Here is a 12,227-nt window from a genome sequence, read left to right as displayed (position 1 = left end):
CATCGGTACGGACGTGCACGCCTTCGAGGCCGGGCGTGAGCTCTGGTGCGCCGGCCTGCTGTGGGACGGCCCCGAGAACGGCGGCTACGGCCTCGCCGGGCACTCCGACGGCGACGTCGCCGCCCACGCCGCCTGTGACGCGCTGTTCTCCGCGGCCGGTGTCGGCGACCTCGGCGCGCACTTCGGGACCTCGCGGCCCGAGTGGTCCGGCGCCTCGGGCGTCACCCTCCTCAAGGAGGCGGCCAGGATCGTCCGCTCCGAGGGCTTCGCCATCGGCAACGTCGCCGTCCAGGTCATCGGCGTACGGCCGAAGATCGGCAAGCGGCGCGCCGAAGCCACGAAGGCGCTGTCGGAAGCCGTCGGCGCGCCCGTCTCCGTGTCCGGCACGACCACCGACGGGCTGGGGCTGACCGGACGAGGCGAGGGCTTGGCGGCGATCGCCACGGCGCTGCTCGTTCGCGAGTACTGACGTACTTCCCCCGCGAGCGGTGTGGCCGAAATACCGCCGGGCCGACGCCGGTTGAGGAAGCATCGCCGGGTACGCGGACCGCGGTGAACCCCCTCCTCAGGAAGGCACCATCCATGGCAGTCGCTGTTCTCTCCGACGAGCTCAAGCAGCTCCTCGACGGCACCGTCTTCGTCGCCATCGCCACCATCCAGCCCGACGGCAGCCCCCAGGTCTCACCGGTATGGGTGAAGCGCGACGGCGACGACATCCTCATCTCGACGGCCGTCGGCCGCCGTAAGGAGGTCAACCTGCGCCGGGACCCGAGGGTGACGGTCATGTTCCAGCCCTTCGACGACCCGTACCGGTACGCCGAGATCCGCGGCTCGGCCACCCTCAGTACGGAGGGCGGACAGGAACTCATCGACGAACTGTCCATCAAGTACACGGGCAAGCTGTACGCCGACTTCAACCCGAAGGGCGCGCAGGAGGGCGAGCGCGTCATCATCCGGGTCACGCCGCGCAAGGTCGTCGGCCGCATCTGACGCGGTCGGGCGCCGCGCGGCGCCCGCGCGGCGCACACCGTGTCCGCCGCTGTCCGATGCCGGACAGCGCCCCGACGCTTCTCCGGCGGCCCTCCGAAAGCCTCTGACGAGGGCCGTCCGGCGCGCGCAACGTCACGCTTCGGTGTCCCGTGGCCCCAAGGGGCCCGGGGCACTGCCTCCGTAGCACTACCCTTGTCGCGTGACCATTCGGCTGTACGACACCGGCGCCCGGCAGATCCGTGACTTCACCCCGCTCGTCGCGGGCTGTGTCTCGATCTACCTTTGCGGCGCCACCGTGCAGGCCGCACCGCACATCGGGCACATCAGGTCGGGGCTCAACTTCGACATCCTGCGGCGCTGGTTCGCCTACCGCGGCTACGACGTGACCTTCGTACGGAACGTCACCGACATCGACGACAAGATCATCGCGAAGTCGGCCGCCCAGAACCGCCCCTGGTGGGCGATCGGGTACGAGAACGAGCGCGCCTTCAACGACGGCTACGACATCCTGGGCTGCCTGCCGCCCACCTACGAGCCGCGCGCCACCGGGCACATCCCCGAGATGATCGAGATGATGCGCGGCCTCATCGAGCGCGGCCACGCCTACGCGAGCGAGGGCAACGTCTACTTCGACGTGCGGTCCTTCCCCGAGTACCTCCAGCTCTCCAACCAGGACATCGACGACCTGCGCCAGCCCTCCGGCGAGGGCGAGACCGGCAAGCGCGACCAGCGGGACTTCGCCATGTGGAAGGCCGCCAAGCCCGGCGAGCCGTACTGGGACACCCCGTGGGGCCCCGGCCGGCCCGGCTGGCACCTGGAGTGCTCCGCGATGGCGCACAAGTACCTCGGCAGCGTCTTCGACATCCACGGCGGCGGCCTCGACCTGGTCTTCCCGCACCACGAGAACGAGATCGCGCAGGCCAAGGCGTACGGCGACGAGTTCGCCGAGTACTGGGTGCACAACGCCTGGGTCACCATGAGCGGCGAGAAGATGTCCAAGTCGCTCGGCAACTCGGTCCTGGTGAGCGAGATGGTCAAGAAGTGGCGGCCCATCGTCCTGCGCTACTACCTCGGCACGCCGCACTACCGCTCGATGATCGAGTACAGCGAGGAGGCCCTGCACGAGGCCGAGTCCGCCTTCGGGCGGATCGAGGGCTTCGTCCAGCGCGTCATCGAGCTGGCCGGCCACGTCGTCGAGCCGGCCGGCGAGGTGCCGCCCGCCTTCGCCGAGGCGATGGACGACGACCTCGGTGTCCCGGGGGCCCTCGCGATCATCCACACCACGGTCCGGCAGGGGAACTCGGCGCTCGCCGCCGACGACAAGGAAGCGGCGGTCGCCCGTCTCGCCGAGGTCCGCGCGATGCTCGGTGTTCTCGGTCTGGACCCGCTGGACGCACACTGGACGGGAGCGGGTGCGGGCGAGGGCGGCCCCGAGGGCGGGGGCAACAGCCTGAATGGGGTGGTCGACACCCTCGTACGGCTGGTGCTCGACCAGCGCGAGGCGGCGCGTGGCCGCAAGGACTGGGCCACGGCGGACGCCATCCGCGACCAGCTCCAGCAGTCCGGACTCGTCATCGAGGACGGCCCGGCGGGCCCGCGGTGGACGCTGGGCCCGCGCTGAGCGGGACGACCACCGCGGCCTCCTGAGGATGCGGGGTCGCGGAGTGCCATGGGGCCCCGACCGGGGCCCCGATTGTGCTGTCCGGCCACCGGGCGGCACACTCGCGTGAACGAAGTGAAGTTCTCACGAACCGACGAAAGCAACGAAACAGGTAGGTCATGGCCGGGAACAGCCAACGCAGGAACCGCCGCACGTCCAACAAGAAGGGCGCGCAGGTCGGCAGCGGTGGCAAGCGACGCCGCGGCCTGGAGGGCAAGGGCCCGACGCCGCCCGCGTCCGCCCGCAAGGGTCATGTGCAGAACCGCGTCTCCAACGCCAAGGCCAAGCTGACCGCCCGCCGCCAGGTCGCCCGCCGCGGCGGCAAGGGCACCAGCGAGATGGTCGTCGGCCGCAACCCGGTCTTCGAGGCGCTGCGCGACGGCGTACCGGCCACGATGCTCTACGTACAGCAGTACATCGAGAACGACGAGCGCGTGCGCGAGGCCCTTCAGCTCGCCGCCGACCGCGGTGGCATCCATCTGATGGAAGCCCCCAGGCCCGAGCTCGACCGCATGACGAACGGCCTCAACCACCAGGGCTTGGTGCTCCAGGTCCCGCCGTACGAGTACGCGCACCCCGAGGACCTGGCAGCCGCCGCCTTCGACGAGGGCGAGGACCCGCTGATCGTCGCGCTCGACGGCATCACCGACCCGCGCAACCTCGGCGCGGTCGTCCGCTCCGTCACCGCCTTCGGCGGTCACGGCGTCGTCGTGCCCGAGCGGCGTGCCGCGGGGATGACCGCCGGCGCGTGGAAGTCCTCGGCCGGCACCGCCGCCCGTACGCCGGTCGCCCGCGCCACCAACCTGACGCGCGCGCTGGAGAGCTACCAGAAGGCGGGCCTGACCGTCGTCGGTCTCGCCGCCGACGGCGAAACCGAGGTCGGCGACCTCCCGGCGCTCGGCGGCCCGGTCGTGATCGTGGTCGGCAGCGAGGGCAAGGGCCTGTCCCGGCTGGTCGGCGAGACGTGCGACTACCGGGTGCGGATCCCGATGCCGGGCGGCGCCGAATCGCTGAACGCGGGTGTCGCCGCAGGAGTGGTGCTGTACGAGGCGGCCCGCCGGCGCGCCTGAGCGGCCGGGCCGGGCGCATGCCCGGCTCCGGTCGGCCCGGTCGGCGGCGGTCGGGAGGCGGGCGCGGCAGTGGGCCGGATGGCGTGATCTCCGTACAGATGTGCCCATCCCGCCACTCTTGACGGGTCTCGGACATTTACCGGCCGTCAAGGCAGTGTCCTAAACACAAGTCACTCGGTTAGATGAGTGTGGACACCAGAACGCCCCGGCCCGGGTTCGAAGAACAGCCCCCGCTGAGCATGGTCAAGGTGGACTGCGATCCCGCGCAGGTCATCGTGAACCACGCCAGCTTTCGGGTGAAGCTCGCATCGAGCCAGCGCCCCAGCCCCGCACGCGCCACGGCGGACACCGCGCGGATTCCCGCGATGAGCGGCGCCGGAGGTGCGGCACGCCGCCGGGCCCCCGTCGTCTGGAGCGGCAGGTCGGAACCGGGCGACCTCGGAGCCACCGGGCTCCTCCAGGCCGTACGGAACTCCTCCGCGACAGCGGCGGGCGCGGCTCTCGCCCAAGCGCCGGGCGGCCCGTACGACAGAGCGGCCGGCGGCTCCACCCAGGTCATCCCGCGGATCGACCTGGGCGACGACACCATGCCGACCCCCCGCGTACCGCCCCGCGGCGGCGGCGCGGGCTCCGATACCCCGCTGCTGCCCCCCATGCGGCAGGCCGTGGGCGCGTACGACGCGCCGGAGTACGACACGTACGGCGGGGGCGGCGCACGCCACCGCGGCGGCCACGACGACCGCGACGACCGTGAGTACGAGCGCGACTTCGAGCGCGACTTCGGCAGAGACGGCTACGACGGCGACCCGCGCGGAGCGCGGCACGACATCGGTGCCTCCGAGGCCGCCGTACGGCACGCCTACTACCCCGGCCGCCGGATGAACCTCGGCGTGGTGCTCCTGCCGCTCCGCGTCTTCCTCGGTCTCATCTCCATCTACGCGGGCATGGGCAAGCTCTGCGACCCCGTCTACTTCGACGGCGGCAAGCGCGGCTCCATGGTCACCTGGCTCACCTCGCTCCAGCCGTGGGCCCTCGCCGAACCCCTGCGCGACTTCGCCCTCTCGCACCCCGTCGGCGCCGGACTCAGCGTCGCGTTCCTCCAGGTCGTCGCCGGTGTGCTCACCGTCCTCGGCCTCTGGCAGCGGCTCGCCGCCTGCTTCGGGGCGCTGCTCTCGGCCGCGCTGATCCTCACCGTCAGCTGGCGCACCGTGCCCGCCTACGACGCGCCCGACATCATCTATCTGGCCGCCTGGTCCCCGCTGATCATCGCGGGCGCGCCCGTCTACTCGGTGGACGGACGCCTCGCGGGCGAGGCGTGGCGCAAGCTCGGCCCGCGCTCCCCCCTCAGGGAGCTGCGGCGGCGTGTTCTGCGCCGCGGGGCGGTCGTCGCGACCGTCGTCATCGGCCTGACGCTGCTCATCGGCTCCATGCTCGGCGGAGCCGTACGGTCCACGGAGATGGTGACCGTGCCCGGACCGAACAACCCGGTCAACCAGCTGCCCGGATCGCCGCTCCCGCAGAAGTCCGGCAAGAGCAGCGCGTCCGGCACGCCCACCGGCGAGGCCCGGCAGAGCGGCGGCACCGCCGAGCCGACGGCCGGCCAGACCAGCGGCCCGGCGGCCGAGCGGTCGAAGCCGGGCGAGACCCCTGCCCGCAAGTCCGGCGGGGCCACCGTGGGCGGGCAGCCCAGCCAGTCCCAGGGCACCGGCCAGGCGCCCCCGCGGATGGCGGAGCAGGCACCACCGCCGTCGAGCAGCCAGGGCCCCGCCACGAGCGGTGGTTCGCCGGGCGGCGGCGGCCAGGGTGGCGGCACGACCGGCGGAGGCGACGGCGGCGGCACCACGGGCGGCGGAGGCGGCTCGTCCACCGGCGGCGGTGGCGGGGGCGCCAAGAACCCGATCGGCGGCCTGCTCGGCTGAGGCACGCACAGCACGTACAGCACTACAGCAAGCACAGCACGCATGAAGGCGGCCACCCCACATCACCGGGTGGCCGCCTTCATGCGTGCTGTGCGCCCGTCTGCGGGCCTGGGACGTTCCGGTACGGCTCGGGGGGTCGAGCGGGCCCGTCAGACCCCGTCAGGGCCGGTCCGCGTCGACAGGAACGTCAACGCGCGGCGGCGGCCAGCTCCTTGGCCGCCTCCGTGAGGTCCTTCGCGGTGTCGATGGCCCGCCAGTACGCGCCCTGCGGCAGCGGGAAGCCCGCCAGCCTGCGCTCGCGCGCCAGCCGGGGGAAGGTCGTCCGCTCGTGGTCGCCGCGATCGGGCAGCAGACTCGCGAACGCCGAGGAGAACACGTACACACCGGCGTTGATCAGATACGGCGACGGCGGCGACTCGATGAAATCCAGCACATGGCCGAACTCGTCGGTCTCCACGGCCCCCCAGGGAATCCGCGGCCGGGCGAGGGCGAGCGTCGCGGTGGCATCGCGCTCGGCGTGGAACGCGGCCATCTCGCGCAGCGAGAAACGGGTCCAGATGTCACCGTTGGTGGCGTACCAGGGCTGCTCGGGCTCGGGCAGCCGGGCGGCGGCGTACTTGAGACCACCGCCGCGCCCCAGCGGTTCCTTCTCCACCACGGTCGTGACACGCAGCGGGAGTTGTGACGCGTCCAGCCACTCCTGGAGCACCTCGGCGAGATGGCCGCACGAGACCACGGCGTCCGTGACGCCCTCGGCGGCCAGCCAGGCGAGTTGATGGCCGATGATCGGGGTCCCCGTGCCGGGGATCTCGACCATCGGCTTGGGACGGTCGTCGGTGTACGGGCGCAGCCGCGACCCCTGGCCGCCCGCGAGGACCACGGCCTGCGTCGGAAACGTCATCATGCCGTGAACGATAGGCGGGTCGGTCGGGGAGCCGGTGGTCAGTGCCCCGCGGTCTGCTGGGAGACCCCGTAGGCGAACGAGGTGTCGCAGACGGGGCGGGAGAACGACTGCGCGCGGGTGGGTCCGTAGTGCGCGACAGCGGCGCGGCCGAGCGCGCGGGCCATGGACATGCAGTGCTTGGCGAGCGAGGGGCGTTCCTCGATCTGGCGCTGGAGGTGGGTCAGGGCGATCCCCGGGTCCTTCTCCTGGAGTTCCACGAGCAGCTTGTCGCGGAGAACGTCCTGCGGGGCACGGGACTTGGCGCGTACGGACGCCTTGTCCGAGGAGGCGGTGAGGATCTGCGCGTCGGAGCTCTTCGCCGCCCACGGGACGGTCGCGACCGCCAGGGTTCCGGAGAGTACGAGGACGACGGGCAGGACGAGGGCGAGACTTCGGCCGATTCGGCGGGCTGAGTGGGTCACGCAGGCGAGCGTAGCGGTCAGTGATGATTTGGCGACATTTAGTCACTCGGCCGAGGGGTGGTTCGACAGGTCTTTTCGAATCGGGTGTTGACGTACACGATTCGAAATGGCCGGTATGCCGGGGTATTTGGCCGGTTGGGCGATGCAAAGCAAACGGCCCCGCACCGAAGTGCGGGGCCGTTAGTACGTTCTTCAGGTCAGTCGCTGAGACGCTCACCCGTCGAGGAGGCGAAGACGTGCGTCTCGCCGGCACGCGGCACGACGTGCAGCTTGGCGCCCTTGTCGGGAACGGCACGGCCGTTGACGCGGACCACCAGGTCCTTGTGCTCGCCGCCGACCTGCGCGTCGCCGTAGACGTAACCGTCGGCGCCCAGCTCCTCGACGACGTTGACGGTGACGGCCAGACCGGCCGGCGCGTCGGCGCTGTCCTTCGACAGCGACTTCCCGGCCTCGCCGCCCTGCTCGACGATGTCGAAGTGCTCCGGGCGGACGCCGACGACGACGGTGCTGTCACCGCGGTCGGCCGCGGCGGAGAGCGCCTCGCGGGAGATCGGGACGACGCTGTTGCCGAACTTCACGCCACCGTCGGTGATCGGGACCTCGACCAGGTTCATGGCCGGGGAGCCGATGAAGCCGGCGACGAAGAGGTTGGCGGGCCGGTCGTACATGTTGCGCGGCGAGTCCACCTGCTGGAGCAGACCGTCCTTGAGGACGGCGACCCGGTCGCCCATGGTCATGGCCTCGACCTGGTCGTGCGTGACGTACACGGTCGTGATGCCCAGACGGCGCTGGAGCGAGGCGATCTGCGTACGGGTCGACACACGGAGCTTGGCGTCGAGGTTCGACAGCGGCTCGTCCATGAGGAACACCTGCGGCTCACGCACGATCGCGCGACCCATGGCCACACGCTGGCGCTGACCACCGGAGAGCGCCTTCGGCTTGCGGTCCAGGTACTCGCTGAGGTCGAGGATCTTCGCGGCCTCTTCGACCTTCTTACGGATCTCGGCCTTGTTGATGCCCGCGATCTTCAGCGCGAAGCCCATGTTGTCGGCGACCGACATGTGCGGGTAGAGCGCGTAGTTCTGGAACACCATCGCGATGTCCCGGTCCTTGGGCGGCAGGTGCGTGACGTCGCGGTCACCGATGCGGATGGCTCCGCCGTTGACGTCCTCAAGACCCGCGAGCATGCGCAGGGAGGTCGACTTGCCGCAGCCGGAAGGCCCGACCAGTACGAGGAACTCGCCGTCCGCGACGTCGAGCTCAAGCTGGTCGACGGCGGGCTTGGTGGAACCCGGGTACACACGGGTCGCCTTGTCGAACGAGACAGTGGCCATGGTGATGTGATCCCTTCACCGGCAGGAACGTGCCGGACGATCCGAGTAAAGGATTGGCTCCTCCACCGGAGGGCGGAGGATGGGTCTAGTCCACCTGGATGAACTTGAGGTGACGCTACCCCGCGTTTCAAGATCTGTCAGTAGGTGAACCACGACGAAATTCCCGGCCGACCGGTGATCCGTGCCGGTTATAGTTTTCCCGCACGCCTCCTTAGCTCAGTTGGCCAGAGCAACGCACTTGTAATGCGTAGGTCGTCGGTTCGAATCCGACAGGGGGCTCCGAAGAAGGCCAGGCCGGCGGTGTCGGCCTGGCCTTTTGGTCTGAGTGGGGAGCGGGAACGGGCAGGCGGTGGCCGGCGGGCGGGGTCAGTGGCGGCCCGAGATGCGGTTGGCCGTGCGGGCCAGGCGGGGGGTGGTGAGGGTGGGGGAGCTGGCCTCCTGGCGGTCCGCCGTGCGGTAGGCCGCGTAGAGGCTGTGGACCCCCAGCCAGCGCAGCGGTTCCGGTTCCCATTTGCGGACCTTGTGGTTGACCCAGGGCAGCGTGGTGAGGTCCGTGGCGCCGGCCTGGCCGGAGTCCTGTTGGATCAGGTCGCGCAGGGTGCGTGCCGCGAGGTTTGTCGTGGCGACGCCCGAGCCGACGTAGCCGCCCGCCCAGCCGAGGCCGGTGGCGCGGTCGAGGGTGACCGTGGCGCACCAGTCGCGGGGGACGCCGAGGACGCCCGACCAGGCGTGGTCGATGCGGACGCCCGCCGTGGTCGGGAAGAAGCGGACCAGGATGTCGCGCAGGGCGGCGATGGTGGCGGGCTGGGTGCGGCCGTCGTTGTCGGTGCGGGAGCCGTAGCGGTACGGGACGCCCCGGCCGCCGATGGCGATGCGGTCGTCGGCGGTGCGCTGGGCGTACATGTAGGCGTGCGCCATGTCGCCGAGGGTTTCGCGGCCTTCCCAGCCGATGGTGTCCCAGATCCTGGCGGGCAGCGGTTCGGTGGCGATCATGGAGGAGTTCATCGGGAGCCAGGTGCGGCGCTGGCCCTTGAGGGCGGCGGTGAAGCCCTCCGTGCAGCGCAGGACGTAGGGCGCGCGGACCGTGCCGTACGGGGTGATCGCGTGTTTGGGCTTGATCTCGGTGACGGGCGTCGATTCGTGGATGGTGACGCCGAGTGCCTCGACGGCCGCGGCGAGGCCCCCCAGGAGTTTGACGGGGTGCAGCCGGGCGCCGTGCGGGGTCCAGGTGGAGCCGACGGCTCCCGTGACCCGTACGCGCTCCGCGGTCTCGCGTGCGCCGCGCAGGACGCGGTCGCTCTCGCCGAAGGCGATCTCGGTGGTGTGGAAGTCCTTGAGCCGGGCGAGCTGCGCGGGTGTGTACGCGACTTCGAGGACGCCGCCCCGATGGATGTCGGCGTCGATCGCCTCGTCGGCGGCGACGCGGACGACTTCGGCCACGGTGTCGTTCATGGCCTTCTGGAGGCGGACGGCGGCGTCGTGGCCGTGCTTGAGGGCGTACGTGTCGCGGCCGGCGATGCCGTTGTAGAGCCAGCCGCCGTTGCGCCCGGAGGCGCCGTACCCGCAGAACTTGCCTTCCAGGACGGTGATGTTGAGGAAGGGCACGGCCTTCTTCAGGTAGTAGGCCGTCCACAGGCCGGTGAAGCCGCCGCCGACGATGCAGACGTCGGCCGCTGCGTCGCCGGGGAGCGGTTCGCGGGGCGCCGGTATGCCGTCCCGGGCGTACCAGAACGAGATGCCGCCGTTGACGGTGCTGCTGCTCATGAAGGTGTTCGTACACCTCGCTCCGCACCCGTGTCCAGGTCCGGTGTGCGAGGGCGGCCCCGGGTGAGGGGGTAGCAGGCGAGGCCGATGAGGACGGCGGTGAAGTGGCCGATGTCGGTGAAGTCGGGGCCGGCGATGAGCGGGACGCCGTAGAAGATGACGACGGCTCCTACGTACGGATAGCGCCAGGGCGGGGCGATCCGGTAGGTGAGGACGGCGACGACGCCCGCGAGCGCGTAGCTGACGCCGACGTCGAGGGTGTCGCTCGCGGCTTCGTGCGCGCGGCCCTGGTGGATGGCCCAGCTGAGGACGCCTTCGCTGATGAGCGTGGCGCCGACATGTGCGGCGACCGCGGTGGCGAGCCAGCGCCGGGTGCCCAGCCAGTGTTCGGCGGGGGCGTGGAAGACGGTGTAGAGGGCGGCGTACGGGAGCCATCCGCCGCCGTCGATCCAGAAGGCGCTGGTGATCAGTACGCGGACGGGGTTGTGGGAGAGCTGGTGGAGGTTGGTGGAGCGCCGGCGCAGGAACTCCTCCTGGAAATGCGGGGACATGTGGTGCAGGGCGACGGTGGTGACGAAGAGGGCCGCGAGCCAGAGGTAGGTGCCGGGGGCGGTCCTGATCCAGACCCACGTGGTGTGGGCGGCCTTTCTGAGATGGCGGCGCATGGGGTGATTCACCCACGGGGGCGGGTTGTTCGGCGGGATCGACATTCCCGGCGGTACGGGGAGGGGCCGGGGCGCGCTCGTAGGGTTGGCGGCGTGGAGATCCCGGCGGAGTTGGCGAGGACACAGGGGCGCGCGTTCATCGCCGCGCTCCCGGCGCGCGCGGCCGACTTCCTCAAGAGGTGGGGGCTGCGGCGTACGGGCCCGGCGATGCACGGCAGGTGCGCGCTGGTCCTGCCGGTGGAGCGGGCGGACGGTACGCCGGCGGTGCTGAAGCTCCAGGATCTCGACACGGAGACGGCCGGTGAGCCGGTGGCGCTGCGGCTGTGGGACGGCGACGGCGCGGTGCGGCTGCTGGAGTACGACGAGGAGTCGGGCACGCTGCTGCTGGAGCGGCTGGACGCGGCGCGGGACCTGGGCGGCGTCACCGTACGGGACGGGGTGGCGGTCATCGCCGGGCTACTGGCCCGGTTGACGGCGCTGCCCGCGCCGGCGGGTCTGCGCGGGCTGGGGGAGATCGCGGGGGCGATGCTCGACGAGACGCCGGTGTCGGTGCGGTCGCTCGCCGACGGCGGGGAGCGGCGGCTGCTCCTGGACTGCGCGGCCGCCGTACGTGAGGTGGTGGGCGAGCCGGGTGACCGGCTGCTGCACTGGGATCTGCACTACGAGAACGTGCTGGCACCCGTGCCCGGCCCCGGGGGCGAGGTCCGTGAGCCGTGGCTGGCGATCGACCCGAAGCCGCTGGCGGGGGATCCGGGGTTCGAGCTGCTGCCCGCCCTCGTCAACCGGTTCGACGAGGGCGACATCCTGTGGAGGTTCGACCTGATGACGGAGGTCATGGGGCTGGACCGGGGGCGCGCGCGGGCGTGGACGCTGGGGCGGGTGCTTCAGAACTGCCTCTGGGACATCCACGGCGGGGAGCGGGCGCCGGCGCCGACATCGGCCGCCGTGGGCCGGGCGCTGTTGGCGCGGTAGCCGCCGAAAGGGCAGGCTGCGGTCATGATTCGTACGGCGACGGCTGCTGACGTTCCGGTGATCCACGCGATGGTCCGTGAACTGGCGGCATACGAGAGGGCCCCGGACGAGGCGCGGGCGACCGAGGAGCAGTTGCGTGAGGCGCTGTTCGGGGAGCGGCCCGCCGCGTACGCGCACATCGCGGAGACGGACGAGGGCGAGGTGGCGGGGTTCGCGCTCTGGTTCCTGAACTTCTCGACGTGGCGCGGGGTGCACGGCATCTACCTGGAGGACCTGTACGTCCGTCCGGAGCTGCGCGGCGGCGGGCACGGGAAGGCGCTGCTGACAGAGCTGGCGCGGATCTGCGTGGAGCGCGGGTACGAGCGGCTGGAGTGGTCGGTGCTGGACTGGAACGAGCCGTCGATCGCGTTCTACCGGGCGCTCGGGGCACGGCCGCAGGACGGGTGGACGGTGTTCCGGCTGACGGACGGGGAGTTGGCGGGGCTGGG

The 12,227-nt window shown here is 71.3% G+C and carries 12 protein-coding genes and 1 tRNA gene; 8 read left to right on the top strand and 5 right to left on the bottom strand.

The window, feature by feature from the left end:
- Position 1: 1 nt before the first annotated feature.
- The 5 genes from ispF to P3L51_RS31525 all read left to right on the top strand — a co-directional run bounded on the left by ispF (position 2) and on the right by P3L51_RS31525 (position 5,639).
- Positions 2–469, top strand: coding sequence for a 2-C-methyl-D-erythritol 2,4-cyclodiphosphate synthase (gene ispF, locus P3L51_RS31545; protein ID WP_354608752.1), 468 nt, complete (start codon positions 2–4; stop codon positions 467–469).
- Positions 470–582: 113 nt separating this feature from the next.
- Positions 583–990 (top strand): PPOX class F420-dependent oxidoreductase, encoded by a 408-nt coding sequence (locus P3L51_RS31540; protein ID WP_354608751.1) that lies wholly within the window; start codon positions 583–585, stop codon positions 988–990.
- 199 nt (positions 991–1,189) lie between these two features.
- Positions 1,190–2,611 carry a cysteine--tRNA ligase gene (gene cysS, locus P3L51_RS31535; protein ID WP_354608750.1) on the top strand — a complete coding sequence of 474 codons (1,422 nt, stop codon included), beginning with the start codon at positions 1,190–1,192 and terminating at the stop codon, positions 2,609–2,611.
- A gap of 158 nt (positions 2,612–2,769) precedes the next feature.
- Positions 2,770–3,720: a 23S rRNA (guanosine(2251)-2'-O)-methyltransferase RlmB gene (gene rlmB / locus P3L51_RS31530; protein WP_354608749.1), complete on the top strand. Its 951-nt coding sequence runs from the start codon at positions 2,770–2,772 to the stop codon at positions 3,718–3,720.
- Positions 3,721–3,902: 182 nt separating this feature from the next.
- Positions 3,903–5,639, top strand: coding sequence for a DoxX family membrane protein (locus P3L51_RS31525; protein WP_354608748.1), 1,737 nt, complete (start codon positions 3,903–3,905; stop codon positions 5,637–5,639).
- 187 nt (positions 5,640–5,826) lie between these two features.
- Here the strand turns inward: P3L51_RS31525 and P3L51_RS31520 are convergent, their stop codons facing one another.
- From P3L51_RS31520 to P3L51_RS31510, 3 genes are all read right to left on the bottom strand, one after another.
- Complete coding sequence (locus P3L51_RS31520; RefSeq protein ID WP_354608747.1) at positions 5,827–6,543, bottom strand: nucleotidyltransferase family protein; 717 nt, start codon at positions 6,541–6,543, stop codon at positions 5,827–5,829.
- A gap of 38 nt (positions 6,544–6,581) precedes the next feature.
- Positions 6,582–7,004, bottom strand: a complete 423-nt coding sequence (locus P3L51_RS31515) for a hypothetical protein (RefSeq protein ID WP_354608746.1) — start codon at positions 7,002–7,004, stop codon at positions 6,582–6,584.
- A gap of 197 nt (positions 7,005–7,201) precedes the next feature.
- Positions 7,202–8,338, bottom strand: a complete 1,137-nt coding sequence (locus P3L51_RS31510) for an ABC transporter ATP-binding protein (protein WP_354608745.1) — start codon at positions 8,336–8,338, stop codon at positions 7,202–7,204.
- A 205-nt stretch (positions 8,339–8,543) separates the two neighbouring features.
- On the opposite strand from P3L51_RS31510, the gene P3L51_RS31505 reads away from it, so the two are divergent.
- Positions 8,544–8,617, top strand: a tRNA-Thr gene (locus P3L51_RS31505).
- 87 nt (positions 8,618–8,704) lie between these two features.
- Here P3L51_RS31505 and P3L51_RS31500 read toward each other — a convergent pair.
- Positions 8,705–10,102: an NAD(P)/FAD-dependent oxidoreductase gene (locus tag P3L51_RS31500; RefSeq protein WP_354608744.1), complete on the bottom strand. Its 1,398-nt coding sequence runs from the start codon at positions 10,100–10,102 to the stop codon at positions 8,705–8,707.
- Positions 10,099–10,767 (bottom strand): rhomboid-like protein, encoded by a 669-nt coding sequence (locus P3L51_RS31495; protein WP_354608743.1) that lies wholly within the window; start codon positions 10,765–10,767, stop codon positions 10,099–10,101. Before P3L51_RS31495 ends, P3L51_RS31500 begins: the two co-directional genes overlap by 4 nt.
- A 93-nt stretch (positions 10,768–10,860) precedes the next feature.
- On the opposite strand from P3L51_RS31495, the gene P3L51_RS31490 reads away from it, so the two are divergent.
- The gene (locus P3L51_RS31490; protein ID WP_354608742.1) at positions 10,861–11,739 is read left to right on the top strand and encodes an aminoglycoside phosphotransferase family protein; all 879 of its coding nucleotides are present in this window, start codon (positions 10,861–10,863) and stop codon (positions 11,737–11,739) included.
- A gap of 24 nt (positions 11,740–11,763) precedes the next feature.
- A partial coding sequence (locus P3L51_RS31485; RefSeq protein ID WP_354608741.1) for a GNAT family N-acetyltransferase occupies positions 11,764–12,227 on the top strand: 464 nt, incomplete at its 3' end.

It is taken from the genome of Streptomyces panacea (assembly GCF_040560175.1).
Taxonomy (GTDB): domain Bacteria; phylum Actinomycetota; class Actinomycetes; order Streptomycetales; family Streptomycetaceae; genus Streptomyces; species Streptomyces panacea.
The sequence above is the reverse complement of the archived record's forward strand: the minus strand, read 5'-3'. Positions and strand labels throughout refer to the sequence as shown.